Source organism: Bordetella tumulicola (assembly GCF_054779135.1).
In genome coordinates this window covers 494,194-515,877 of record NZ_BAAGYU010000007.1, presented here as the reverse complement: position 1 = coordinate 515,877, position 21,684 = coordinate 494,194, and the positions used below count along the sequence as shown (strand labels likewise).

The 21,684-nt window shown below is 58.0% G+C and carries 30 protein-coding genes; 12 read left to right on the top strand and 18 right to left on the bottom strand.

Features of this window, described 5'->3' with window-relative positions; genetic code table 11:
• Positions 1-177: 177 nt before the first annotated feature.
• The gene (locus ACYVDM_RS10795) at positions 178-555 is read right to left on the bottom strand and encodes a winged helix-turn-helix transcriptional regulator (RefSeq protein ID WP_415785981.1); all 378 of its coding nucleotides are present in this window, start codon (positions 553-555) and stop codon (positions 178-180) included.
• An 88-nt stretch (positions 556-643) separates the two neighbouring features.
• Here ACYVDM_RS10795 and ACYVDM_RS10790 point away from each other — a divergent pair, with 88 nt between their 5' ends.
• Positions 644-967, top strand: coding sequence for a nuclear transport factor 2 family protein (locus ACYVDM_RS10790; protein WP_415787040.1), 324 nt, complete (start codon positions 644-646; stop codon positions 965-967).
• An 80-nt stretch (positions 968-1,047) separates the two neighbouring features.
• Here ACYVDM_RS10790 and ACYVDM_RS10785 read toward each other — a convergent pair whose 3' ends face one another.
• Positions 1,048-1,647, bottom strand: a complete 600-nt coding sequence (locus ACYVDM_RS10785) for a LysE family translocator (RefSeq protein ID WP_415785983.1) — start codon at positions 1,645-1,647, stop codon at positions 1,048-1,050.
• 97 nt (positions 1,648-1,744) lie between these two features.
• On the opposite strand from ACYVDM_RS10785, the gene ACYVDM_RS10780 reads away from it, so the two are divergent.
• Positions 1,745-2,635 carry a LysR substrate-binding domain-containing protein gene (locus ACYVDM_RS10780; protein ID WP_415785985.1) on the top strand — a complete coding sequence of 297 codons (891 nt, stop codon included), beginning with the start codon at positions 1,745-1,747 and terminating at the stop codon, positions 2,633-2,635.
• Positions 2,636-2,778: 143 nt separating this feature from the next.
• Here the strand turns inward: ACYVDM_RS10780 and ACYVDM_RS10775 are convergent, their stop codons facing one another.
• Entirely contained in the window at positions 2,779-3,477 is a 699-nt protein-coding gene (locus ACYVDM_RS10775) for a glutathione S-transferase (protein ID WP_415785987.1), read from the bottom strand.
• 136 nt (positions 3,478-3,613) lie between these two features.
• Here ACYVDM_RS10775 and ACYVDM_RS10770 point away from each other — a divergent pair, with 136 nt between their 5' ends.
• On the top strand, positions 3,614-4,189 hold the full coding sequence (locus ACYVDM_RS10770; protein WP_415785989.1) for a TetR/AcrR family transcriptional regulator: 576 nt from the start codon (positions 3,614-3,616) through the stop codon (positions 4,187-4,189).
• 39 nt (positions 4,190-4,228) lie between these two features.
• Here the strand turns inward: ACYVDM_RS10770 and ACYVDM_RS10765 are convergent, their stop codons facing one another.
• Genes ACYVDM_RS10765 through ACYVDM_RS10755 form a run of 3 tightly spaced genes read right to left on the bottom strand, consistent with a single transcriptional unit; the run spans position 4,229 to position 6,063 of the window.
• Entirely contained in the window at positions 4,229-5,023 is a 795-nt protein-coding gene (locus ACYVDM_RS10765; protein ID WP_415785991.1) for an SDR family NAD(P)-dependent oxidoreductase, read from the bottom strand.
• Between the two features lie 25 nt (positions 5,024-5,048).
• On the bottom strand, positions 5,049-5,552 hold the full coding sequence (locus ACYVDM_RS10760) for an SRPBCC domain-containing protein (RefSeq protein WP_415785993.1): 504 nt from the start codon (positions 5,550-5,552) through the stop codon (positions 5,049-5,051).
• Between the two features lie 16 nt (positions 5,553-5,568).
• Positions 5,569-6,063, bottom strand: a complete 495-nt coding sequence (locus ACYVDM_RS10755) for an SRPBCC domain-containing protein (protein ID WP_415785995.1) — start codon at positions 6,061-6,063, stop codon at positions 5,569-5,571.
• A 271-nt stretch (positions 6,064-6,334) separates the two neighbouring features.
• On the opposite strand from ACYVDM_RS10755, the gene ACYVDM_RS10750 reads away from it, so the two are divergent.
• Positions 6,335-7,216: a LysR family transcriptional regulator gene (locus tag ACYVDM_RS10750; RefSeq protein WP_415785997.1), complete on the top strand. Its 882-nt coding sequence runs from the start codon at positions 6,335-6,337 to the stop codon at positions 7,214-7,216.
• Positions 7,217-7,547: 331 nt separating this feature from the next.
• On the opposite strand, the gene ACYVDM_RS10745 is transcribed toward ACYVDM_RS10750, so the two are convergent.
• Complete coding sequence (locus ACYVDM_RS10745; RefSeq protein WP_415786000.1) at positions 7,548-7,805, bottom strand: helix-turn-helix domain-containing protein; 258 nt, start codon at positions 7,803-7,805, stop codon at positions 7,548-7,550.
• A 99-nt stretch (positions 7,806-7,904) separates the two neighbouring features.
• Positions 7,905-8,882 carry an alpha/beta fold hydrolase gene (locus ACYVDM_RS10740; RefSeq protein WP_415786002.1) on the bottom strand — a complete coding sequence of 326 codons (978 nt, stop codon included), beginning with the start codon at positions 8,880-8,882 and terminating at the stop codon, positions 7,905-7,907.
• A 77-nt stretch (positions 8,883-8,959) separates the two neighbouring features.
• On the opposite strand from ACYVDM_RS10740, the gene ACYVDM_RS10735 reads away from it, so the two are divergent.
• From ACYVDM_RS10735 to ACYVDM_RS10720, 4 genes are all read left to right on the top strand, one after another.
• Entirely contained in the window at positions 8,960-9,421 is a 462-nt protein-coding gene (locus ACYVDM_RS10735; RefSeq protein ID WP_415786004.1) for an RrF2 family transcriptional regulator, read from the top strand.
• 296 nt (positions 9,422-9,717) lie between these two features.
• Entirely contained in the window at positions 9,718-10,062 is a 345-nt protein-coding gene (locus ACYVDM_RS10730; protein ID WP_415786006.1) for a hypothetical protein, read from the top strand.
• A 50-nt stretch (positions 10,063-10,112) separates the two neighbouring features.
• Complete coding sequence (locus tag ACYVDM_RS10725) at positions 10,113-11,456, top strand: SH3 domain-containing protein (RefSeq protein ID WP_415786008.1); 1,344 nt, start codon at positions 10,113-10,115, stop codon at positions 11,454-11,456.
• A gap of 47 nt (positions 11,457-11,503) precedes the next feature.
• Positions 11,504-11,668 (top strand): hypothetical protein, encoded by a 165-nt coding sequence (locus tag ACYVDM_RS10720; protein ID WP_415786010.1) that lies wholly within the window; start codon positions 11,504-11,506, stop codon positions 11,666-11,668.
• 77 nt (positions 11,669-11,745) lie between these two features.
• Here the strand turns inward: ACYVDM_RS10720 and ACYVDM_RS10715 are convergent, their stop codons facing one another.
• From ACYVDM_RS10715 to ACYVDM_RS10705, 3 genes are all read right to left on the bottom strand, one after another.
• Positions 11,746-11,973 carry a hypothetical protein gene (locus ACYVDM_RS10715; RefSeq protein ID WP_415786013.1) on the bottom strand — a complete coding sequence of 76 codons (228 nt, stop codon included), beginning with the start codon at positions 11,971-11,973 and terminating at the stop codon, positions 11,746-11,748.
• Positions 11,974-12,160: 187 nt separating this feature from the next.
• Positions 12,161-12,304 (bottom strand): hypothetical protein, encoded by a 144-nt coding sequence (locus tag ACYVDM_RS10710; RefSeq protein ID WP_415786015.1) that lies wholly within the window; start codon positions 12,302-12,304, stop codon positions 12,161-12,163.
• 132 nt (positions 12,305-12,436) lie between these two features.
• Positions 12,437-13,180, bottom strand: coding sequence for an SDR family NAD(P)-dependent oxidoreductase (locus tag ACYVDM_RS10705; RefSeq protein WP_415786017.1), 744 nt, complete (start codon positions 13,178-13,180; stop codon positions 12,437-12,439).
• 265 nt (positions 13,181-13,445) lie between these two features.
• On the opposite strand from ACYVDM_RS10705, the gene ACYVDM_RS10700 reads away from it, so the two are divergent.
• Both ACYVDM_RS10700 and ACYVDM_RS10695 read left to right on the top strand, forming a co-directional pair.
• On the top strand, positions 13,446-14,069 hold the full coding sequence (locus ACYVDM_RS10700) for a TetR/AcrR family transcriptional regulator (RefSeq protein ID WP_415786019.1): 624 nt from the start codon (positions 13,446-13,448) through the stop codon (positions 14,067-14,069).
• A gap of 12 nt (positions 14,070-14,081) precedes the next feature.
• A complete protein-coding gene (locus ACYVDM_RS10695) occupies positions 14,082-14,486 on the top strand; it encodes a VOC family protein (protein ID WP_415786021.1) in 405 nt (134 codons plus the stop codon).
• A 226-nt stretch (positions 14,487-14,712) separates the two neighbouring features.
• Here ACYVDM_RS10695 and ACYVDM_RS10690 read toward each other — a convergent pair whose 3' ends face one another.
• From ACYVDM_RS10690 to ACYVDM_RS10680, 3 genes are all read right to left on the bottom strand, one after another.
• Positions 14,713-15,711: a saccharopine dehydrogenase NADP-binding domain-containing protein gene (locus ACYVDM_RS10690; protein ID WP_415786023.1), complete on the bottom strand. Its 999-nt coding sequence runs from the start codon at positions 15,709-15,711 to the stop codon at positions 14,713-14,715.
• A gap of 85 nt (positions 15,712-15,796) precedes the next feature.
• Entirely contained in the window at positions 15,797-16,198 is a 402-nt protein-coding gene (locus ACYVDM_RS10685; protein WP_415786025.1) for a VOC family protein, read from the bottom strand.
• A complete protein-coding gene (locus ACYVDM_RS10680; RefSeq protein WP_415786027.1) occupies positions 16,195-16,380 on the bottom strand; it encodes a hypothetical protein in 186 nt (61 codons plus the stop codon). The genes ACYVDM_RS10685 and ACYVDM_RS10680 overlap by 4 nt, the downstream gene beginning before the upstream one ends.
• On the opposite strand from ACYVDM_RS10680, the gene ACYVDM_RS10675 reads away from it, so the two are divergent.
• The gene (locus ACYVDM_RS10675; RefSeq protein WP_415786029.1) at positions 16,379-17,446 is read left to right on the top strand and encodes an AraC family transcriptional regulator; all 1,068 of its coding nucleotides are present in this window, start codon (positions 16,379-16,381) and stop codon (positions 17,444-17,446) included. The genes ACYVDM_RS10680 and ACYVDM_RS10675 overlap by 2 nt on opposite strands.
• A gap of 310 nt (positions 17,447-17,756) precedes the next feature.
• On the opposite strand, the gene ACYVDM_RS10670 is transcribed toward ACYVDM_RS10675, so the two are convergent.
• The 4 genes from ACYVDM_RS10670 to ACYVDM_RS10655 all read right to left on the bottom strand — a co-directional run bounded on the left by ACYVDM_RS10670 (position 17,757) and on the right by ACYVDM_RS10655 (position 20,632).
• Positions 17,757-17,903: a DUF2274 domain-containing protein gene (locus ACYVDM_RS10670; protein WP_415786031.1), complete on the bottom strand. Its 147-nt coding sequence runs from the start codon at positions 17,901-17,903 to the stop codon at positions 17,757-17,759.
• A 6-nt stretch (positions 17,904-17,909) separates the two neighbouring features.
• Positions 17,910-19,121: an MFS transporter gene (locus ACYVDM_RS10665; protein ID WP_415786033.1), complete on the bottom strand. Its 1,212-nt coding sequence runs from the start codon at positions 19,119-19,121 to the stop codon at positions 17,910-17,912.
• A gap of 35 nt (positions 19,122-19,156) precedes the next feature.
• Positions 19,157-19,771 carry an NADPH-dependent F420 reductase gene (locus ACYVDM_RS10660; RefSeq protein ID WP_415786035.1) on the bottom strand — a complete coding sequence of 205 codons (615 nt, stop codon included), beginning with the start codon at positions 19,769-19,771 and terminating at the stop codon, positions 19,157-19,159.
• Positions 19,772-19,867: 96 nt separating this feature from the next.
• A complete protein-coding gene (locus ACYVDM_RS10655) occupies positions 19,868-20,632 on the bottom strand; it encodes an SDR family NAD(P)-dependent oxidoreductase (RefSeq protein WP_415786037.1) in 765 nt (254 codons plus the stop codon).
• A 115-nt stretch (positions 20,633-20,747) separates the two neighbouring features.
• Between ACYVDM_RS10655 and ACYVDM_RS10650 the strand changes: the two genes are divergently transcribed.
• Entirely contained in the window at positions 20,748-21,677 is a 930-nt protein-coding gene (locus ACYVDM_RS10650) for a LysR family transcriptional regulator (RefSeq protein WP_415786039.1), read from the top strand.
• Positions 21,678-21,684: the final 7 nt, after the last annotated feature.

The window sequence follows — 21,684 nt, the reverse complement described above, 5'->3', positions numbered from 1 at the left end:
GAGTCCGTGCAAGCGCTCTAGCGTCCCGACGCCAGTCAGGGGAACACTACATGTTCGGCCTTGACATCTCAGGCGCTGATTGTGGCACCGCCAGCCATCACAAGTTCATGAATTCGAGCCCACGCGACGCGCGATTCGACGGCAGCGTTCTATTGGCTCGGGCTGCTGGCCAATCTCTCAACACGCGGCGTGATCATCGCGCTGGGCAGCCCACTTCAGCAACTCATCAAGGGCAGGACAAAGCGCTTGCCCCCAATCGGTCAAGCCGTATTCAACCTTGGGCGGAACCTGATGATGAACAATGCGGCGAACGATTCCATCATCCTCCATCCGCCGAAGTTGCTGGATCAGCATCTTCTGCGAAATTGCAGGAATGGCACGCTCTAATTCGGAAAATCGCAGGAGGTGACCGCCAAAGAGATGAAACAGGATCAGCAGCTTCCAGCGTCCCTCAAGAATTTTAAGGGTCTGCTCGACGCCTTCAGCGGCGGAGGTTGGCGTATGAATTACCTTACCTTTAGGTAAGTACCCTACTTTTTCGTGCGTACTTGTCATTGGTAAAGCTTATCTCTACTCTGTTTGCCAGGCAAGCAGTTGAGAGAACTCATCTGCATTTCTAAACACCAGTAAGGGAGTTCGCGTGATGCTACAACTACCACATTCCATTGCAGCATACTTCCAGGCAGATCTAAGTGATGCTGTTTCGGTTTCCGAATGTTTTACTGAAGATGCCATCGTCAAAGACGAGGGAAACACCTACTCTGGTCGCAATGCGATACGTGACTGGAAGGAAAAATCGTCACGCAAATATAAATACACCGCCGAGCCTTTCTCGATCGACGAGGCAGGTGAGCAGACCATTGTGACGGCGCACGTTGTTGGTAACTTTCCCGGCAGCCCAGTGGATTTGCGATATTTCTTTGGTCTGCACGCCGGCAAAATTGCCTCACTGGAGGTCAAATTATGAGCTTCAATCGTGATCTGGCGGCCCTCCCCCTCGTGACGCGCGGCGCACCCAGGGTATCCGGTCAAAGCGAAGATCGCTATTCATTCGAACCACATCGGAATGATTGAAATAGCAAGTAGAGCTCCTAATACAGCATTGAATGCATGCCATTGCGCATCTGTTCGAAGAAGGCGCGCGAGTATCAAGCCCGCGACGCACCAAAGGGAAAGCGAAAGGATCGCCGCGAACCCGAACGAACATCCTAGGGTAAGAGCGAAATGCGATGGCTCAGCCGCAAGCGAGGCAAAGGAGGCGGCGGCTCCCATTGCCACCGCCCAACCTTTCGGGTTATGCCAGACGAGCCAAACCGCGCCGAAGAATCCAGTAGGACGCGCGATATTTGAATGCAAGTGCGGTGGGCCGCTTCGCGTCATCTTCCATGCGAGCCATAGTAGGTAGAGCGTGCCGATGAGCTTCATGGCGAGCTGCAGAGACGGAAAGGCCAGAATGACCCCTCCTAATCCAGTAGCAGCACCGGCGGCCATGGAAGCAAGGCCCAACGCGATCCCGCATATAAACGGTAGAGAGCGGCGATATCCGAAACGAGCGCCGGACGCGGTAGCTAAAGTCGTGGCGCCGCCTGGCGTGATCGTGGACACGATGACAAACAGCGTAAGTGGCGACAATTCAGCGATGGACATACACCCCCCAAACGTATTTGGGAAACTCTATCGCGACTCCTCGCATAACTAAATCTCATATTGTGCAAGCGATGCATTACGACTCATAATGCATAGCATGGCTCGCAATCTCGATGTCGCCCTACTTCGCACCTTTGTCGCTGTCGCCGATCACGCCAGCATGACGGCGGCCGGAAACGTCTTGCATCTTACCCAGAGCGCTGTCAGTCAGCAGATTGCTCGGCTAGAGGATTTATCCGGCGCGTTGTTCATTCGTGAGCGAAAGACGCTCCGTCTGACACCAAACGGCGAGCGGTTTCTCGGAAAAGCAAGGCGTCTTATTGTTCTCAATGACGAGTTGTGGGCGGATATGGCGCAAGAGCCAATAAATGGCCTCGTCCGCCTGGGCGCTCCGTATGATCTTGTAGGGACATGGCTGCCCCCGATTCTTAAAACTTTTTCGCAGGCGCATCCCCAAGTGGAGATCAAGCTTGTCTGTCTTGCGTCCCCTGAACTTTTGACTGCTGTCGACAATGGCGCATTGGATCTCGCCCTGGTCGAGGAGCCGGTTGGGAAATCGCATGGGAAATCGCATGGGGAATGCTTGGCGGTTGATCGTCTCGTATGGGTCGGCGCCAAGGGTGGCACGGCACATCTGAAGACCCCGCTTCCAGTTTCTATGGTCGCCGAGACCTGTGCTTTCCGTCCCGTTGTTTTACAGGCTCTCGGTGAAGTCGAACTTCCCTGGCGAACGATGTTCGAGAGCGGTAGCATCGATGCGACACACGCCACGATTCGGGCTGATCTTGCCGTGACGGCGTGGCTTGCCTCGACAGTTCCGACCGATCTCGGCATCCTCCCCTTTGGGGAGCGCCTGCCTGAACTTCCCTCATTCGCAATCAATCTTTATCAGACAAAAGGGCAAATCCCACGTGCAGTCAGTGAACTCCTGCAGCAAATACGGCATAGCGTAAGCAGCCCGCTTATTGCCGACCAAGCAATCGCATAGTTCCGCGTCGCACTCATCACGCGAACCGACTATCCAATGATTGGCTCGTGCGGGTGATACCAAGGGTATCCGGTCAAAGCGAAAGGATTACCGGGAGCCCGAAACGTATTGGAGGAGCGCTATCGCGACTTTTGAGACTTCTCTCAATCTATCGCAAGTGCGGAAAATGCTGGCTGGTTCTTTATGCTGGGACGTTCCTGCATTCTTGCGTACCAATTCAATAAGGCCTTCAATTCAGCAGGTATCGGCAGCTTAACGATCGAGGCGAAGACCAAACCGCCGATTACGGTAATGTCTGCCATCGAAAAGGCTCGACCGGCAATATAGGGCTGGTTTTTCAGAACACCATCAAAGTAGTGCATACCTCTCAAGGCCTTGTCTCGCTGGCGAAACCCCCATTCGGGATTCTGATACAGCTCGACCGCAGGCCCCAGCCCTGGCGTCCCGTGGTGAAAATAGACGCTGATGGCATCAAGCAGTTCCAATTCGGCACGCTTGCTCATCATGTGGATCACGCCCTTTTCAAGTGGGGTCGTGCCGGTTAGCGTGGGCAGACCGTCAAGTGCGTCGAGGTACTCTGTGATGGCGGTGCACTCGGCAATGCAGGTTCCGTCATCGAGTTCGAGCACGGGCAGCGTGCCCGAGTAGTTTTTGCTCGCGATGAACTCCGGCTTTTTGTGCTCTCCTTTATACAAATCGACCATCACGAACTGCACGCGAGATTGCAGGTTCTTTTCGGACAGGGCGATGCGAACCCGCGTCGGATAGGGTCCTTGGGGAAAATCATAAATTGTCATCAGCGACGGTCTGACTTCGTCGAAGTTCGTTGTGGTGGTAGTCATGGCCCTTCCTCTGCAGTTGTATTCGTGACGGTTTGGATCGTCATTCGTTAAATCTAACTAACGTTCGTTAGTTCTAACGATAGGCGCTACAATCCCCCTCTGTCAATACTTTTTCTTCAAAGCGGAGACCGTCGTAGTGAGGAACGAAGCAAATTCAAGCTCCAGGGAGCGAATCCTGATGGCCGCCACGAAGATTGCGCAGGCCCATGGCTACGGTGGGCTGAATTTCCGGGATCTGGCGGAAGCCGTAGGAATCAAGGCGTCCAGCATCTACCACCACTTCACGAATAAAGCCGATCTTGGTGCAGCAGTAGCACGACGATACTGGGAAGACTCGGCCGCGGCATTGGACGCACTATCGGCCGAAGCCAAGGATCCGCTGCAATGCCTGCACAGATATCCCGAGACGTTTCGCAAGGCGCTCGCGAGCGGCAATCGCATCTGCCTATGTAGCTTCATGGCGGCAGAAAGCGATGACTTGGCCGAGAGCGTGATGAAAGAGGTTCGGACCTTCGCAGAGGTACACGTCGCATGGCTGATCAACGTTCTATCCGCGGCAAACGTGGTCGGCCCGGCAGAGAGTGAACAGCGCGCACGCGCCATCTTTGCAGCCGTCGCCGGCGCTCAGCTCATTGCCAGAAGCCGTTCGGACATCACCGTCTATGATGCATTGATCGAGGGCTACCGCACTGCGGGTCTACTACCTGCATAGTTCGAGGCGTGATGCTTGGAGCGTTTCCGGTTCTGGCTTTCAAGCAATCGAACGAACTACGCCGCCATCGACGCGCAATGCGGCACCCGTGGTTGCAGAAGCCTGTTCCGAGCAGGCATATACCACCATGTTCGCCACCTCTTCCGTGGTGGCGAAACGGTTGATCAGTGTTGTCGGGCGTGCGGCTGTCAGGAACTCTCGCTCGGCTTGTGCCTGAGTGATGCCCTGCTCTTGTGCGGTCGATTTCATCCAGTTCGACAGAATCTCGGAGTTGGTAGGACCCGGCAACACGGCGTTGACGGTAACGCCTGTGCCAGCGACGAGTTCCGCCAACCCCCGCGAGACGGCAAGAATCGCGGTCTTGGTGACGCCGTAGTCGATCATCTCCTTTGGGATGTTCAGTCCGGATTCACTGCTGATGAACACCACGCGCCCCCAACCACGTGCCGTCATTTTCGGCACGTAATGACGCGCGGCGCGCACACCGCTCATCACGTTGAGTTGGAACAGGTCGAGCCATTCGTCGTCGCCTTGATCAAAGAAATTGTTCAGGCGTGCCGTGCCAGCATTGTTGACGAGAATATCCGCATCCGGTGCGTGCGCGAAAAGAGCCGAGCAACCTGCTGCCGTGGCAATATCTGCGGCAACACCGGTCAATTCGGCTTCCGGCAACAGGGCTCGCATCTCGCGCAATGCGGTATCAACACGCTCCTGTGTACGCCCGTTGATGACGACTGCCGCGCCTGCACGGGCCAGCCCTTCGGCAATCGCGCGGCCGATGCCAGCGGTGGAACCGGTCACAACCGCCGTGCGGTTCTTGAGTTCAATTTGCATGGAGTTTTCTCCTATCGAGGATGGGTTAGTCTATCTGTTTCGCCACGTCGTCTTCCGCCGCGCGGGCAAGGCGTTCGACCCAATCCTGGTGGTAGCGGTACAGGGCACCGGGATATTGGCGTCCGATCACGTCGAGGAAAAATTCGCCTTGTTGAGTTTCTTCTGTCAACACATGACAGCCTTCGTCCGTCGGCGTGATGACCCAGCCGTGGTAGGCGCTCGAACCCGTATCCTCGCCATCGACAGTCGTCGCCCACGCCAATCGGCGGTTCGGTACGCATTCGGTCACGGTCAGGCTCATCGGATAGCCGACCGTCACCCGGTGGTAGCGCGTGCCCAGCATCAGCTCCGGCTCTCCTGACAGGATTTTCACCTGATCCTCGGCGGGAAAATAGCGAGCCCAATGCTCGGCATCGACCAACAGCTTCCAAACCACTTCGGGTGGCGCTTTTACGTCGATGTCGTTGAGTGCATAGATCGCCGACGTTCTCGGATCGTAACGCTCAGGCCAAATCACTTTGTCGATCATGTTTTCCTCCCGCTCTTCAAGCGCCAGACTTCTCGCGGGCGACCGCGACTTCGGCGATGTCCTTGAGCAGCTTTTCATGGGTGAGCCAGAAAATATCTGGCGCCTGCTTAGCCAGCTCGATCCAATGCGGCCCTCGCATCGTTTCTTCGGTCCACAAATGACAACCATTGGCCGTTGGCGTGATGATCCAAGCGTGATAAGCCTTCGAGTGCTCGTCGACCGTCGGATAGCCGCCCCAAGCGATACGCGCCATCGGCTCGAACTCCTGCACCGAGGCATAAACATCCTGTCCGGCCAGATTTGTCTCGAAGCGCGTGCCGGCACGGAAGCGCTGATGACCGTCTAGCAACTGCACATGCTGGACGCCAGGATAGAAGCTCGGCCACGCCTTGGGGTCTGTGAGCAGCGACCAGATCGTCTCGACCGAGGCCGCGACGTCAAGCTCGTTGGTGAAGTGGATCGGTGAGCGGCTCGGTTTCATTTCCTCGGGCCACTTGATAATTTCGTACATGATTTTCTCTTGTTGCTTGCTTGATTGCAGTGGACGTTCGCACGAGTTCAGTTGGACTTGATGAGGTCTTGAAAAATCAGCGGGCCCAAATGCGTCCACGCGCCTAGGCGAGTGCGCCGCCTTCGGCGAGGGCTTGACCCACTTCGCCGAAACCGATGATCGAATAACTCATGAAACCGCTCCTACTCTAGATGTGCTTGAGAAGGATGGTAATTAATTCCACTATGGTTGATAATTACTGAATAACCCATCAGACTTATGCCAAATTGGAATGGATCGTTTTCATGAACTGAAGGCCTTCATCGCCGTGGTCGAAACCGGCGGGTTTTCGGCGGCTGCGCGCAAGACCAGCCAGTCGCAGTCTGCCATCAGCAAGGCGGTAAACGCACTGGAAAAACGGCTCGGGGTAGCCCTACTCCATCGCAGCACTCGGAAGGTGACGCTCACCGATCAGGGGCAGAGATACTACGAACGCCTCAAACCACTGGTTGACGAAATACAGGTAGCGGACAGCGAGCTGACCAACAGCACGTTGGATGTCTCAGGTCTTGTCAGAATCGCCTCGCCCTCCACATTCGGCCGCTTGCACGTTCTGCCGCTGATTCCCGAACTCTTGTCTCATCATCCTGGCCTACGGGTCGACCTGGTGCTGTCCGATGCCGTGAGGGACATGGTGGAAGACCGGATTGATCTAGCCATTCGTGTCAGTCCGGTTAGCGACCCCGACTCTGTCGTGCGACGTGCGGCCGGCACCTCACTCGTCTGCGCGGGCTCTCGTCGCTACTTCGCGAAACACCCTATTCCGAAGACACCTGCTGAACTCACCAATCACAATTGCCTGATCTACGGCGACATGACGCAGTGGCCGTTCACCGGGCCGGAAGGTCGGTTCAGCGTACCGGTCAGTGGCAATCTTTCCTCCAACAGCGTCGAAACGATCTTGGCCGGCGTACTGGCCGGCGTTGGCATCGGCATGTTCCACAGGGCTTCGCTTGTGGGGGAATTTCAGCAGTCGGACGTAATCACAGTTCTCGACGAATTCATCGACGAGCCCAGAGACGTCAGCCTTGTCTGGCCGAAGCGCCGGTTCGTACCCACACGTGTACGACGTGCTACGGATTTCTTTGCGATGACACTGCCGCTACGCATTTAGTTAAGACACTCCGCAGGCCCGACGCCAGTCGGTATTACATCGTTCGATGCTGGTAGCAGGATTGATTCCGAGCTACTGACGACGATACTCGGCATACAACCAATCCTGGCCCTGCTGATGACCGAACGGCGTCTCCCCACATGACAATACGGTCCATCGCGGCTAAAGACTGCACTCAGCGCGCTCTTTTAACGTAGGCGCTGCAATGCTATGCGCTCTGCACCGTGCGGCTGGCATACTCGCTATACAGGCGCGGCTGCTTCATGACGTCCTGCTTCGGAGCGAGGCCAAACGTCCGCGAGTATTCCCGACTGAACTGCGAAGCGCTCTCCTAACCAACCTTGTAGGCAGCCTCCGCTATGTTGGCCGCCTCTGATACCATCAGGCGCCTCGCCTCCAGAAGGCGCATTTGCTTCTGAAACTGAAGCGGCGTCATGGAGGTCAGTGCCTTGAAGTGCTGATGGAACGACGATGGGCTCATTCGCGCCACATCGGCCAATTGTTCTATTCGCAGGGTCTTGGCAAAGTTTACGTGCAGCATGGAGACGACCTTTACGACCCGCTCGATGTTCGAATCTGGCAGCGCCAACTTGCAAATTTCCCCGCCGTGCGGGCCGCTCGTTGCCCGGCGCGCGCAGTACGTGCGAAGGGGCAAAGTGCATGATCTCATCACATGCGGATTCACGCCTTAGAGGGTACGTAAGAACCGAACAAGCGCTGCATTGACTTCGCTAGGCGCCTCCTGTTGCAACCAGTGCCCTGCGCCTGGAATAACCTCAGAGAAACGCAGTTGAGGCACAAGTTCGGGCATCGCCTTGATGATTTGGTCCATACCCGGGATAGCAAGTCCCGTATCTCGCGCACCGACGAGAAAGAGTGCGGGCACCTCGACTTGCTTTCCTACGAAAGCGCTCTGTAGCATCCAATTCCGATCCAGATTCCGATAGTAGTTAAGTCCACCTCGAAAGCCGCTCCTCTGGAAGCTCTCCACGAAGATGTCCAGATCGGCTTGTTCAAGCCAAGATGGAAGTACCACAGGATCTGGAAGCGAGTCGAGCAACCCCTGCCCGCGCGTCACCATCCCAAACGGATTAGGGGTGTTTGGATCAGTTCGCGGTCCAGCATCTCCGGACGCAGCGAAGTAGATTTTTCGCAGGGTCGAAGCAGTGTCCCTATCGAGCTCCTGTTCGGCCACGTTTGGCTGACTGAAGTAATGCGTGTAGAAGATCGCCATCGCGGTTTGAGGAAACATCTGACTCGGTGCAACCGGGGCACGTCCCATCATCGGTACACCCAGCGCAGCCACGGCACGGAATCGATCGGGCCGCACCTGTGCTGCTTGCCAAGCAATCGTTGCGCCCCAATCTCCTCCCACGATCACCGCTTCACGCTCCCCTTCGGCATCGACAAGGGCAACGAGGTCGCCCACCACATCCAAGGCGGTAAAGTCTGCTGCGTCGGCTGGGCTGTCGCTGTTGCCGTAGCCTCGCAAATCGGGCGCTACCGCTCGAAAGCCAGCTTTGGCAAGCGCGGACAATTGATGTCGCCAGGCGTAGGCTGTCTCAGGGAAACCATGGCACAGAAGCACCAGAGGGCCTTCGCCTTCCTCCGTGAGGTGAAGCGTGAGCCCGTTGACCTCCACATAGCGCTGGTTGCGGTTGCTCATCAATGATCCTCGATTAAAGTTTCGGATGAAAGCATGTTATCGTAACTGTAACTGTTACGCAAAATTCTGAGTTTCTCATGGCATACGACACCCGCCTTGCCCGTTTACTTCATGTGCTGATCCACATGCATTTGCGTGGTGGTACCACGACATCCGAAAACCTCGCCAAGATGTTGCACACCAACGCGGTAGTAGTACGCCGGACCATGGCCGCGCTACGCGACACTGGTCTCGTCACATCGACCGGGGGACGCAATGGGGGATGGTCGCTCACGCGAGATTTAAGTGCCACGACGGCAAAGGACGTGTATGACGCGATCCCTCACGGCGCGGTCTTTACCATTGCTCTGGCCGATGACAACCCTCAATGTCCGGTGGAAGGCGCTGTTAATAGATTTATCGTCCAAGCCATGCACGATTCAGAGCAAGTCCTGCTGGCCCGATTAGACGGGCATTCGCTTTCCGAGCTTGCACAGATGATTTCTTTACACCCGGATGGCGCCCAGCGCCTTTCGAGTGCAATGCGATTCCGGCATTGATCATGACCAGGCCAACAATAAAGGGCGTGACACCAGCCACGGAGTCGTACTTCTTGGTGCACGTCGCACAAGCAAGTTATCCTCCAGAGCGGCGCGCGAAAGCCGCCCCCCTTCCCTCGTTGCTCACTCCTCAACGAAATTTGATGACGAGCGCTACCTGGTTCGCGATTCGCTGAAAGGAGCGAGATGACAGCGATTAAGACGTCAGCACAAATTATCGAAGGCCATATCGACACGCTGCGCGTGGCGGTTCCACCTCCCGAGGAAACATCCACCTACGCATCGACGGTGTCCCCATGGCCGGCACTCTCGAAAATGCCGCCAACATCCGCATCTTGCGAAGCCTGCAGCAGCGAGGTACACCCGTGCGTATCGGTGTTCTGCCATTCCTAGCCGAAGGCGATCAGGTTGAAATTGCGGCATACGCGGACGGAATATCCGGTAGCGAGTCGCGCAGGGCCGTGTATGCGATGCGTGTTTGCCTTGTGGGCTGCCTCGGCATTGCGTTACCACTGCTGTTCCTGGATGCACGCTGGCGCTTAGGCAGGCCCACACGACGCCAGCGTACTCTGGAACGGGTTTATCTCACTCTAGATCTGGGCACGCCTTTCGCGCCTACGTCGCGCATCGAAGAAGTGTAGTGCCACACATTGAATCCGGCACACCGGTCAACATGTCTATGTAGATTTTTATGGCAGCCATATACCGTTCTCCCATCCGCTTCCTTCTATTTGGCCTCATGTGTCTGACGAGCTACGGAGTTTTCTCACAGGATGAGCTTCCCTTACTCCTGAACCCTGCGCCAGGCGTTTCTGCGCGCATCGACAAACAAGGAGAGGACTACGTCCTGATCCAGCCGCGCGGACAACGCATCACACTCGTGTCGCAGGACAAGCTCATAGACCTGGGTCAGGGTGATCCTATCTTCAACGAGGAAGACTACGACTACGATGGCTACGCGGACATTGCCATTGGTCTGCGCGCCGGCATGGTGAATACCGGCGAGGCGATCTATCTCTACGATGCCAGATCAACATCCTATGTACCGTTCGACGTTCCCGAAGACGTCGGAGAACGGCAGAACTGCAGGGGATTCTGGTCCATCGAACGTCTGACCGAGCGCAAGGCCATTCGAAGTACATGTCGGGATGAGGCGCGCTGGCACTACGATATTCTGCAGATCGAGCCTGACCGGTCAATATGGATATCCGAACAATCACGTACGCCGGAGGACGTTGTTTACTGGCCGTATTTCGGCAAGCCCACGCGATACGTGACCTATGACCGACACGGAAAGACATTACGCGAGGCTGTGCTGTCCTACGAAGAGGGTGGAGATCGGCACACGGGTTGGGTGGTTCCGGTCAAGCGTCTTGCGCTCTACTCGGCTCCCGACACAAACGCAGCGACAACAGCCTATCTCATCAAAGGCGACGAAGCCGACAGGCTGGCTTTCGAGGGCGGCGAGTGGATGAAGATCGCCTATAACGGCAAAAAAGGCAGAATAGAACGTTGGGTGTCTCTCAAGGATGCCTATGACCTGGCCAAGGGCTACGATCCGCAACAGCGGTCACCCGATCCGCTAGTGCTCTGGGCGATCGATTATCGTGAAACGCGCACAGCCCCAGACTACTATCGCAATCTGTTCACGCTGTCGCTCGACAACGTGGGCGAAAAGGACATCAAGATCTATCAGGGCGAAATCCACCTGCTCTTCACCGGACCGGACGGCGCAAGCGCCGTACACAAGCTGTATGACCTGTCCATGTTCACCGTCAAACCTCGGCAAAGCCGCGTCCTGGACGACAATGTCATCGAACAGCACGGCGGCCGCTACGTCATTTTCCACGGCGTGGGTGCTGAAACAGATTCCAAACCGGAATACGTGCCTTTCTTTCCGCCGGACCTGGCGCCCGGACGCTACCGGGTCCGGGCTGTTTTGACCGATCCCGGCTTGCATGATCCCATTTACGCGAAGGAAGAAATCGAAATTGATTATCCGCCGCGTCTTCCGGCCGATCTCGTCAAACCGTGAAGCGATAGGCTTCGCGTCCGCTCGCGATCCATACCGACTGAATAAGAATGACAGCAAAAACTTACCGGCACTACCTCTTCGGCATAATTCTCTCTATTGTATTGGCCGGCTGGATCGCTATCCTCGGCATCACCGCAGTGACCCATCCGACGCTAGGCATGGGCATCATGATGCTCCTGAACGCAGCATCTGACCTTTCCAACACTGCCTGACACACTTTCCGTGACGACGATATCCGCCGTTCCTTGATGCGCGCGAGAATCCATCGCCAAGGCGAGAAGGACGCGCATTACTTTTTTCTGCTTGATCGCGATGCGATACCGCCGACGATCATGACAAGACCAACGATAAAGGGCGGGATGATGTAGGGGAGAGATTCGGTGTCTTCCCACGGGAGAAGAAATTCGCGACAACCGGCGGTCGACATGCCGCAACCAAACGCCTGCAGCCAGTACCAACCAGCAAAGGTGACGAGGCACAGGAGCATGCCGCCGATGATAAGCAAGGTTTTAATCATAGACAGGCGCCCCTCAGCACGTGTTCTGGCCTCTGTCGGCACGATTGCTCATAAGATCCACCGGTGCGTTTCATTTTTTTCCTTATTGTCATACTCTTCTCCAGACGCCCAAAGCGATCATCGACTTGAGTCGTTCAATTTGTCAACGGCTTCATATCTCCGGCAATTGTATTGCCACTACCTGACGTCACGCCCCTTGCACCTGCTCGGGCGGATAACTGGGCTCGTCGGCCGTGGCCAATGACCTGCTCAACGCGACCTGTTGTTCGGCACTACGCAGGCTGGTCTGGGCATCTTGCGCCAAGGTCTGCACTAGCGCAGCGCCAGCCAATTTGGGTTCATGCGTTAAGCATGCCGCGCACTGTCGCCATGGACGCGGGTCGCATCTGAGAATACCGGAAGATTCATGCACTTGAGCATCGGGTCAATGACGTGAAACGTTGTCTTCTTGATTCGGACGAAGTCAGACCTGCGAGGCGCCACCGTCGGCAAAGAGCTCCACACCATTGATGTAGCTTGCCGCATCGCTGGCCAGGAAAATTACTGCCGAGGCAATCTCTTCCGGCTCACCGATGCGTCCCAGCGGGCTTTTGGCAGTCAGGAAGGCCAGGCCTTCCTCGGCCTTGTCGCCAAACGCTGCCCTAAGGGAATTCGTGTTGGTCGGTCCCGGACTCAAGATGTTGATACGAATTCCCGTCCCCTTGAGTTCAGCGACCCAACTGCGGACCATGTTGCGTACAGCGGCCTTGGTGCCGCCATAGATACTCATGGTGGGCCCTGGGTCCATGGAAGCGGTGGATCCAACGATGACCACACTGGAGCCAGGCACGAACAGGCCGAGCGCGCCCTGAATCGTCAGCACCACCCCCTTGACGTTGGTCGAGAACTGCTCGTCGATCTGCGCCTCGGTGATCTGCCCCAAGGGCGCATGCACGCCACCGCCAGCGTTGGCGATGAGAACGTCGATTCGGCCGAAACGACCTTGCACATCCGCATACAGCGCTTCCAGGCTCGACGCCTGACTGACGTCGGCAACGATTCCCACTGCGCCGTCGCCTAGCAAGGCAATCGCGTCATTCAACACAGCTTGTCGCCTTCCCGTTATGACGACGCGGGCTCCCTCGTTGATCAGTTGCTGGGCAATGGCCAACCCGATTCCGCTACCGCCACCGGTCACGAGGGCGATTTTTCCGTTCAATTTCGACATTTCTTATCTCACATTGTAGTGGTCGCTATAATAGATTATAGTGATCGCTAAAGCAATGACGTACCACGTGTGTTCATCGTCGCCGGCGAGACCTCAATGACCCGATGGCATCGCCGGGCAGCTTTATCATCACGAACCAGCATGAGATGCACAATGAACCCTCCCTCTGGCAACTACCAGGACGTTATCGCTCTGCTGAGCACCGGCGTATGCACGATTGCCGTTGCATAGATTTCCGAACGCATGTTTGACGGACCTATCGACCATGAACCATAAAGTTTCAGCTTCGACCCGAAGTAGTATCGGGCACTCGACTGCCCGCAAACCTCGACGGGCCTTCGACCGCGAGGCAGGCGTCATCGTAGCCAAGGACCTGTTCCACGAGCGGGGATATGACGCGGTCGGTATCGCTGAACTGACGCGCTCTTTGGGGATCAATCCGCCTAGCCTCTACGCTGCTTACGGCAGCAAGGCGGGCCTCTTCGAGCGATGCATGGCGGTGTACGTGGAAGAAGCCAACCTACCAGCGGACAAGATTCTGACGCCTGGTCGGCCACTGCCTGAAGCCATCAACGACTTGTTTCTCCACGCGGCGACACTCTACACCAAGTCGAAGGCCAAGCGCGGCTGCATGGCAGCCGAGGGCATGCGCTCTGCCGACCCACAGGCGCGTGCTTTGGCCAACGCGTACGGGGAAGCTGCGGCCGCTTTCATCGAACGCTATATCAGCCAGACCCATCCGCAACGTGCACGCGAGCTCGCCGACTATGTCGTGACAACTCTGCAGGGCCTCTCAGCGGCGGCACGCTCCGGGTTGTCCAGGCCCCGTCTTGCGACGGTGGCCAGGCTGGCCGGGCGGGCCTTCGAGGCGCTCCTCCCTACCCTCTGACAACATATGACCATGACCATCCTTGATCACATCGAATTTTCTGTGCGTGACGCCGAAGCGTCCCGACGTTTTTACGAACAGGCCTTGGCACCTCTGGACATCGCCCGGGTCATCACCGTCGGGCCCGAACGCACCCGCAGCGGAGGCACTCGCCACGGTTTCGGCAAGGACGGCTATCCCAGCCTCTGGATTCACGACAACGAAGCGCCAGGGGCCGGCACCCACATCGCCTTTGCCACGAACGAGCGGGCCGTCGTCGATGCCTTTCATCGAGCCGCGCTCCAGGCCGGCGGAGCCGACAATGGTCCACCCGGGATCCGATCTCGCTACCACGCCCACTATTACGCGGCCTATGTGCTGGATCCGGACGGCACCAATGTGGAAGTGGTTTGCCAGCATGCCGATAGCATTCCATGACGACAGGAGCGCTTCCATGCCTAGACGAGCGATACAGCCACCTCCATTGTTTTCGAGCCCTCCTTGGGAACTCTCGCAGGTCGTGATCAGTGAGTCAACGCGGATATACTCAGGACGGTTGTCGATACAGTAGGGGTTCTACGCATCCTGGGTACGAACAAAGCCGAACTTGGTCGCCAACACGACCCGATTCCCTCGCAGCGATAGGCGGGTTGCAAAAGCTAAGTCAAACGTCGCCCTTGATGGTCGCAACGTCAATGATCCGGGTATCGGCGATTGTCTCGGCAAAACCGTGGCCGAACACACCAACTGGAGTCTGGAACCCATGGAGAAGCTCGCCGCGTAGCACTCGCCGCGCGGCCTCAGCAGCGGCCATGGCGGTAAAGGTATAGCCGTTCACCGTATCAAGGACCGAGAGCGCAACCGTACCGTCAGCATCGATGACTTCGACGGCCGCATGGTACCGGTTGGCCGCCCGCTCTTCCGTGCTCGGGCCTGCGGGGAGTTCCGCAACATCTCCCGCCGGAAATGCGCCTGCAGTGACATGAACGAAGGTCTCGATGTCGGGCACGCCGGTCGCGTGGTGGATGGTCAAGAGATCGGGCAACGTCACAGGGAACGAAGACTGCGGCCCGTCGCCGAAGTCGAAGACGCGCAGCTCCTCGCGATTGCGCGCAACGAGCTCCCCGTCGACGAGATGGAGCGTCTCGGTCACCACATTCTGAGTCGCGCTGGTCACCGACCCTCGCGACATCCCGCCCGCCACATCGAGTGCGATGCGGATTTTTCGTGGATCCTTGAGCCGCACTGTGGCATGGCCAGCAAGGCTTCCGAGCATCGCGACACTGCCCCCGCTTCCGGGCAAAAGCATCACGCCTGCAGCACGGGCTTGCCCGTCGAGGGCAATCGCCTGTCGATAGGTGCCGAGCTCGGCCGAGAAATCTAGGTAGTGCACGCCGGCACGGATGGCGGCAGCCATGAGCGGTTCCGCCGTGGCCATGAACGGCCCGGCGGCGTTGAGCAGCACGCAGACGCCCTCAAGCCCATGGTGGATTGCACCGGGATCGTCAAGGGAGAAGATCCGCGCCTCCGCACCGAGCCGCTGGGCTAGTGTCTCAAGCGCCGCCCGGCTTTGAGCGCGACCTGCGAGAACCAGGTCGAGGCCTGCGGATGCGGCATGCTCTGCCGCCATGCCGCCGGTATACCCGGCGGCTCCATAGATCATCAGTTTTTCATTGTGGGGCACCCTTCCAGGTGGTTTATTCGAGCGAGGCGTCGATGCGCAGGATCAACCCGCGGGCGTTGAAACATCAGTTCCCGTGCTGCCAGCTTTTGTAGACGAACTCCAGGCTGTAGCCATCTGGGTCTCTGACCTGCGCGGCGTAGTAGCGGGGATCGTAGTGAAGCTGCGGCCCGGGCGCATGGATCTCGGTCGCATCAGCGGCCAATGCCTCGGCAAAGGCGGCATTCACCATTTCCTCGGAGTCCGCAATGAAGCCAATGTGCACGGCATTGGGCGCTGCAGCTCCTTGCCGTAGCCAGAATGACATGCGGCCCTTCGCCCCGAAGCCCTTCAAGTTGGGATGGCCCACCGGGCCGTCCTTTCCGTCATAGTCGAGCCGGTTGGTGATCCCGAGGACGGGAAGCACTCTTTCGTAGAAGGCAACCGAGCGATCGGTGTCACTGACGGTGAGAAAGATGTGATCGATCATGAAGATGTCCTGTAGACGATGTAGCCGCCAGCGACTTCGATGTTCTGGGCGTTGATCCAGCCACCGTCCACAGTCAGCAGCGAGGCGATCACACGAGCCACTTCTTCTGCTTCACCCACGCGCCCGAGGGCGGTGCTGGCGCCGATACCCCGGCTACCTCCGGTGATGACGATGATGTCCATGGGTGATTCCTTGAAGTTCGATAGCAATACGATAGGCGCGCGCCACGGTCCTGGCCCACCTGATCCTGCCTCATTCCTGCCTATTTCTGCTCAATCGCTTGCCCTCAAACGAGAGTCGAAGTTCAATGGCGTCATGGAAAAACAATTGAACGAACTGCGGAGCCTAGCCGCTCACGCGCGAAATCGTCGTACCGAGACTGGCATCCCACGTGTGGCGATGGTTCAGGGAGCCGTTCCAGAACACGAGCTTGCCGCCGTCTACGAGCCCATGATCAACCTGATCCTGCAAGGAAGTAAGTCCATGTCCGTTGGCGGGCAGACCCTGCACTACGATCCTGCCACCTATTTCGTCATGTCCGTCGATCTCCCGGCGGCTGGCATCGTGCGCAGCAGCGAATCGGGTTCCCCCTATCTCGCGGTGAGCCTGACGCTCGACCCATCGCTACTGGCGGGCCTGTTGTCGGATTTGCCCAATACTGCCGGAGTGAGACGCCGGGAGACGGGATTCTCGGTCGCTGCGGTGACCGTGGAGTTGCTGGATGCCTGCGTACGCATTCTGCGCCTGATGAGGCATCCGGCGGATATTCCGGCACTTGCACCTGCCTATGAACGCGAGATTCTCTACCGCGTGTTGCAAGGCCCAATGGGCTGGATGCTGCATGACATCGCGACGCCGGATACCGCATTGGCGCGCATGAGCCGGGTCATCCAACGTATCCGCCAGGACTATGCGCGTCCCCTGCGGATGGAGGAACTGGCCGAGGAAGTTGCGATGAGCGTATCGGCGTTCCACCGTCACTTCAAAGCCGTGACAGCGCTGAGTCCGCTGCAATACCAGAAACAGATTCGCCTGCTGCAGGCGCGCACGTGGCTGATCGCTGCGGGCTACAGCGTCACCACAGCGGCGCATGAGGTCGGCTACGAGAGTCCGACCCAGTTCAGCCGCGAGTACGCTCGTGAATTTGGATTGCCGCCCTCAAAGGACGTGATACGCATTCACGAAAGATTGCGGATCAAAGACTGCACCCTCAATACCAAGCCTTCGCAGAAAGCCACTGCGACCTGACAGGCCTCGGATAGGCAAAGGTGTCGTCAACGAACATCAGCGGCGCCACCTGCGTTAGCAGCCGCGCAGTATCGAGATAGATCGGTTCATGGCTTGAGCACCAGCAGGCCTTCAGCCGATCGGGATACCCGACGCCGCCAAATCCTCCGAGGTCAGTGGCGTCCCCGGTGCCAGCCGGGTATAGAGCGCATTTAGCTTGCTTGGAGTAGTCGTAGCCATACTACTATTTCCACAATTTTTTCAAAAAGAAGTCAATTTGATATGAAATCACCAATCGTAGTCTGAATACGATAATGACAACTTATCCAAACTATTTTGGCGTAGCTGCGCGGGAAGACGGTCGAGTGTTGTCTCCCCTGCCCCGTCCGAATTCCCGGTCGCCGGCGATGAACATCCCCAGGATGTGCGGGATCAGCACCGTGGCATCGACTGCCTCGCCGTAGGTCTGTACGTGCATCACCGCCTATGCATCCCGTCTTTTACGTTCCTCAGCACGTCCGGAGATGAACATCACGCTCGCCCCGGCGAGCGCTGCAAAAAACACATACACGATCACGCCCTCTGAGCCGGATCTGTCAATGATCAAACCTCCTAGAACCGCGCCCATGGCAATGGCAACCTGGAAGATCGATGACAAAAGCGCGCCAGCGCTTTCGGCGTGATCGGGTGCCGCACGCGCGGTCCAGATCGAGATCGAAACCGGAAACGCACCGAACGCGACCCCCCAGAGTGCGGTCGCCGTGAACGCGACGCCCGCGATCGTTCCAAAGACGCTGAGCGCGAGGGCGACGCCGGCAATCAGGAGCGATGCACTGGCTACCGCCCACGCAGGACTGCGCTCGGCGATGGCCCCGCCGGCGAAGTTGCCGAGGAACCCGCCGAGCCCGAAAACCAGGAGCGCGAGCGAGACCGTCGAAACCTCAAGACGCGGCACTTCCTCAAGGAAGGGGCGGATAAAGGTGAAACCGGCGAAGTGCCCGGAGATGACAAGAAGTGCTGTTGCCAGGCCGATTGCCACCGAGCGGCGCGATAGCGCCGCCTTGAAAGAGGCAAGGCCAGGGGCCGAGGTGGCTGGAAGCCTGGGTAGAGTCAGCATCTGGACGACGAGCGCTACCGCACCAATGCCGGCCGCAGCCAGGAAGGTTGCCCGCCATCCCCACACCTCTCCCAGAAAAGCACCCAACGGCGCAGCGAAGACTGTTGCGACCGAAATGCCCATGATGATGATTGAAATGGCTCGCGGTACCTTGTCAGCAGGAACTAGCCGCAGGGCGAGCGCAGCCATCATGGCCCAGAAGCTGCCGAGGGCGAACCCCAACAGTGCTCGGGCTATCAGGAGGATCGTGATGTTGGGAGCATAAGCCGAGAGAACGTTGGAGAGAACAAGCATTCCCATCAGTCCCCAGACGATCTTCTGCCTGTCCAGTCGGCCCGTACCCAAAATAAGAAGCGGACCGGCTATGGCAGCGATCACAGCCGTGGCCGTGACGGCTTGGCCCACCATGCCATTGGAGACGCCTAGCTCAACTGCCATTGGAGTCAGCAGACTCACAGGCAGAAATTCTGCCGTCACCAGCCCGAAAGCGCCGAACGCCAAAGAAAGGACTGCCAACCATGCAGCATGCGACGCAGCAGCGGGCTGGGTCAGAGCGCTTGAATCGGTTGTATCAGACATGCATTGATCCTCGATGGTGTATTGGGGTGCGGTTGTCAACCAAACTGCACCAGCTCTAGCGAAGGCAGCGGTCCACCAGGGAACTGCGTCATGCGTCCACCCACGGCCAGCGTGCCAAGATCGATACCCGCGAAGCCCAACTGATCGATCAACGCACTGACCTGCGCCTTGGCGTGGGTATCGTCGCCAGCAAAGAACAGAACGCGTCGCCCTCCGCGCTCCGCTGGATCGGCGAAGAGCAGTTGGGGACGAAGATGATTGAATGCCTTCACCACGTGTGCGCCCGGCACCAGATCGGCGAATGACTGGCTCGATGTGCGGCCATGAAGATCGATGGGCTTGAACAGCGGTGCCTCGATCGGATTATTAGCATCGATAACGATGCGCCCCTCGAAGTCCGGCAGCTTGGCTAGGGCACCTGGCAACTTCGACCAGTTCACCGCGACCAACACGATGGCCTGCGCGGCCGCTTCCTCTCGTGTGCCAGCGCGTATGCTGGGACCAATGCTCTGTACCAGCGCTTGCAGACTTTCCGGCCCGCGGCTGTTGGACAGGATGGCCGGGATGCTGCAGCGTGCCAGCGCGCGCGCGAATGCCGCGCCGATATGACCTGCACCGACGATGCCGATGGAAGGAAGCGAAGTGTTCATGATGAATGTCCTCGACCGAAGATGAAGTTGTGTCTGATGATGAAGATCGGCTTTGCAGTCGTGTGGAGCGGGCCAACGGGCCCACTCCAGAGACGCTCAAGACGTGAAGCCGCCGTCGACCAGGATGTCGGCGCCCGTGACATAGGAGGCCTGTGGGCTGGCGAGAAACGCCACGACGCTGGCGATTTCATTCGGCTTGCCGTAACGGCCCACCGCGATACCGGGGATGAGCAACTTGGCCCACTCGCTATCGACCGGATTCATGTCCGTGTCTACGGGCCCGGGGTGCACGGTGTTGACGGTGATGCCACGCGAGCCCAGGTCGTATGCCAAGCTACGGTTAAAGCCCGTGATGGCTCCCTTTGTCAGTCCGTACACCGAGAGACCGGGCACACCGGCATACTTCGTTGCTGAACTACCGATGTGCACGATTCGGCCACCTTCCTTCATGTGGCGTACGGCTTCCTGCGTGGCTACGAACACGCCCGTGACGTTGACCGCGAGCATCGACTGATAGTCCTCGAACGTAATCTGGTCTATCGGGCTCGCCGACGCGATTCCGGCGTTGTTTACCAGAATGTCCAGACCACCAAATGTCTCGACCGTCTTGGTGATGGCCGCGCGCACGGCCTCCGGGTCCGCAGCGTCGGCTACGATGGCCAGCGCGCGGCCACCGGCTGACTCGATGTCGGCGATTGTTTGCTTGGCCGCGTCAGGCGAGCCGCGGTAGGTAAAGGCGACTTGGGCACCGTCGGCAGCGAGTTGCTTGGTGATGGCCGCCCCGATGGAGCGAGAACCACCAGTGACGAAAGCCGTCTTGCCTAGCAGCGGAAGCGATTGGGTAGAAGTTGTGTCGTTCATAGGTCACTCCGTTTAAATGCCGAGGATTCGGTGGAGTGACTTTCGCGCTTTTATTGCTCATTGATTAGTATCAAATGACTTGGATCATCTTCAAGCAATGATTTAATATTCACAAATGGAGACCTTGGCCAACTTGGAGTCGTTCGTGCGCAGTGCCGAGAGCGGAAACTTTTCGGCTGCGGCGCGGCGGTTGGCGCTAACTCCGGCAGCAGTAAGCCGGAACGTGGCCATGCTGGAGCGCAACCTAAAAGTACGGCTGTTCCATCGTTCAACCCGCAAGCTGACGCTGACCGAGGCGGGTGAGGCATTCCTGAGCGCGATCGGCGGCAATCTGGAGTCTTTGCAAAACGCCATTGCGTCGGTATCGGCAGACGACGGACAGCCTGCGGGTGTACTCAAGATCAGCCTGCCGCCAACCGTCGGGATGAGCCACATTCTGCCGCTACTGCCGGACTTCTTGCAGCGCTACCCTCGCATCAAGCCCGAGTGGCATTTCGAGAACCGCGCGGTGGACCTGATCGCCGAAGGCTACGACGCCGCTATTGGTGGTGGCTTCGAGCTCACGCCCGGCATGGTCGCCCGGACATTGGCACCAGCGCACATCATCGCCGTCGCATCTCCTGCCTATCTGGCCCGACGCACGGCACCTGCTGACCCATCCGAGCTGATTGAGCTGGATGGAATCGTCATGCGTTCACTCAAGTCGGGCCGCATCCGTACCTGGAACATGCGCGACGCGCAAGGCGATCAGGTTGCCGCATTGATGCACGAAACTTTAGTGGTCAACGACCCTGCCGCACTGAGGGAGTCGGTGCAGCTAGGCTTGGGTGTCGCCATGCTGGCCGTCCCTGATGTTCTAGCAGGATTGGAGTCGGGGGAGCTTATGCGAGTTTTGCCGCGCTGGTGGGCCGATGCGGGCGCAATCTCGCTCTACTATGCGAGTCGCGACCTGCTCCCGGGCAAGACGCGAGTCTTCATCGACTTCGTGATCGAGGCATTCAAACGTGAAGACTACGCACGGCGTTTTGCCGGTAGCTTGGGATAAGAACGTA

Coding starts and splice junctions, on each gene's coding strand:
- ACYVDM_RS10695 (WP_415786021.1), top strand. CDS start 14,082: ATGACCATCCTTGATCACATCGAATTTTCTGTGCGTGACGCCGAAGCG.
- ACYVDM_RS10740 (WP_415786002.1), bottom strand. CDS start 8,882: ATGAGCAACCGCAACCAGCGCTATGTGGAGGTCAACGGGCTCACGCTT.
- ACYVDM_RS10775 (WP_415785987.1), bottom strand. CDS start 3,477: ATGACTACCACCACAACGAACTTCGACGAAGTCAGACCGTCGCTGATG.
- ACYVDM_RS10705 (WP_415786017.1), bottom strand. CDS start 13,180: ATGTCGAAATTGAACGGAAAAATCGCCCTCGTGACCGGTGGCGGTAGC.
- ACYVDM_RS10675 (WP_415786029.1), top strand. CDS start 16,379: ATGGGTGATTCCTTGAAGTTCGATAGCAATACGATAGGCGCGCGCCAC.
- ACYVDM_RS10665 (WP_415786033.1), bottom strand. CDS start 19,121: ATGTCTGATACAACCGATTCAAGCGCTCTGACCCAGCCCGCTGCTGCG.
- ACYVDM_RS10680 (WP_415786027.1), bottom strand. CDS start 16,380: ATGGACATCATCGTCATCACCGGAGGTAGCCGGGGTATCGGCGCCAGC.
- ACYVDM_RS10660 (WP_415786035.1), bottom strand. CDS start 19,771: ATGAACACTTCGCTTCCTTCCATCGGCATCGTCGGTGCAGGTCATATC.
- ACYVDM_RS10730 (WP_415786006.1), top strand. CDS start 9,718: ATGGCCGGCACTCTCGAAAATGCCGCCAACATCCGCATCTTGCGAAGC.
- ACYVDM_RS10715 (WP_415786013.1), bottom strand. CDS start 11,973: ATGATTAAAACCTTGCTTATCATCGGCGGCATGCTCCTGTGCCTCGTC.
- ACYVDM_RS10720 (WP_415786010.1), top strand. CDS start 11,504: ATGACAGCAAAAACTTACCGGCACTACCTCTTCGGCATAATTCTCTCT.
- ACYVDM_RS10760 (WP_415785993.1), bottom strand. CDS start 5,552: ATGATCGACAAAGTGATTTGGCCTGAGCGTTACGATCCGAGAACGTCG.
- ACYVDM_RS10790 (WP_415787040.1), top strand. CDS start 644: ATGCTACAACTACCACATTCCATTGCAGCATACTTCCAGGCAGATCTA.
- ACYVDM_RS10795 (WP_415785981.1), bottom strand. CDS start 555: ATGACAAGTACGCACGAAAAAGTAGGGTACTTACCTAAAGGTAAGGTA.
- ACYVDM_RS10735 (WP_415786004.1), top strand. CDS start 8,960: ATGGCATACGACACCCGCCTTGCCCGTTTACTTCATGTGCTGATCCAC.
- ACYVDM_RS10780 (WP_415785985.1), top strand. CDS start 1,745: ATGGCTCGCAATCTCGATGTCGCCCTACTTCGCACCTTTGTCGCTGTC.
- ACYVDM_RS10725 (WP_415786008.1), top strand. CDS start 10,113: ATGGCAGCCATATACCGTTCTCCCATCCGCTTCCTTCTATTTGGCCTC.
- ACYVDM_RS10655 (WP_415786037.1), bottom strand. CDS start 20,632: ATGAACGACACAACTTCTACCCAATCGCTTCCGCTGCTAGGCAAGACG.
- ACYVDM_RS10670 (WP_415786031.1), bottom strand. CDS start 17,903: ATGCACGTACAGACCTACGGCGAGGCAGTCGATGCCACGGTGCTGATC.
- ACYVDM_RS10765 (WP_415785991.1), bottom strand. CDS start 5,023: ATGCAAATTGAACTCAAGAACCGCACGGCGGTTGTGACCGGTTCCACC.
- ACYVDM_RS10750 (WP_415785997.1), top strand. CDS start 6,335: ATGGATCGTTTTCATGAACTGAAGGCCTTCATCGCCGTGGTCGAAACC.
- ACYVDM_RS10690 (WP_415786023.1), bottom strand. CDS start 15,711: ATGATCTATGGAGCCGCCGGGTATACCGGCGGCATGGCGGCAGAGCAT.
- ACYVDM_RS10785 (WP_415785983.1), bottom strand. CDS start 1,647: ATGTCCATCGCTGAATTGTCGCCACTTACGCTGTTTGTCATCGTGTCC.
- ACYVDM_RS10755 (WP_415785995.1), bottom strand. CDS start 6,063: ATGTACGAAATTATCAAGTGGCCCGAGGAAATGAAACCGAGCCGCTCA.
- ACYVDM_RS10685 (WP_415786025.1), bottom strand. CDS start 16,198: ATGATCGATCACATCTTTCTCACCGTCAGTGACACCGATCGCTCGGTT.
- ACYVDM_RS10700 (WP_415786019.1), top strand. CDS start 13,446: ATGAACCATAAAGTTTCAGCTTCGACCCGAAGTAGTATCGGGCACTCG.
- ACYVDM_RS10650 (WP_415786039.1), top strand. CDS start 20,748: ATGGAGACCTTGGCCAACTTGGAGTCGTTCGTGCGCAGTGCCGAGAGC.